The organism is Burkholderia stagnalis, assembly GCF_902830275.1.
GTDB classification, from domain to species: domain Bacteria; phylum Pseudomonadota; class Gammaproteobacteria; order Burkholderiales; family Burkholderiaceae; genus Burkholderia; species Burkholderia stagnalis.
The window spans coordinates 1-448 of sequence record NZ_CADESW010000098.1 but is presented as its reverse complement, the minus strand read 5'-3'; the positions used below and the strand labels follow the sequence as shown (position 1 = coordinate 448).

Annotated in this window: 1 pseudogene; it reads right to left on the bottom strand. The window is 68.5% G+C overall.

Annotation, left to right across the window (positions count from 1 at the left end):
* Window positions 1-259, bottom strand: a pseudogene (locus tag HWY45_RS36390) (hypothetical protein); the annotation flags it as partial.
* Window positions 260-448: the final 189 nt, after the last annotated feature.

The window sequence follows — 448 nt, the reverse complement described above, 5'->3', positions numbered from 1 at the left end:
CGTCGCCGTGCTGGAACAGCGGATCGTCGTGCTGGTAGCCGAGCACCACGTAGACCGAGAAGCCGTAGGCGCTGAGCGGGTGCTCGGTATGGAAGGGATTCATCGAGTTCGACTCGACATGCATCGGCTTGGTCTGAATGTCGCCGGCCTCGGCCAGCGGCGCGATGAAGCGATGGCCGTTCGACGAGCAGTCGAGCGCGGCGTCGAGCGCCTTGGGCTCGGCGGCGAGGGCGGCGGCCCCGAGACGGCGTGTTTTCATAGGCGGAGGATCGGTGATGTTGTTGTACTGGTCAACGAGGAAGCCGGCTACCGAGGCGGCCGGCCCGCGATGCCCGGTGGCTTGAGCAGGCCCTGGCCTGATCGTCCGGTATGTGACCGATCATAACGAAAACGCGGCGGCGGCGCAGCCTGGCCGCCTCCGCCCCGCCCATGGCGCGGGCGGGGCGGG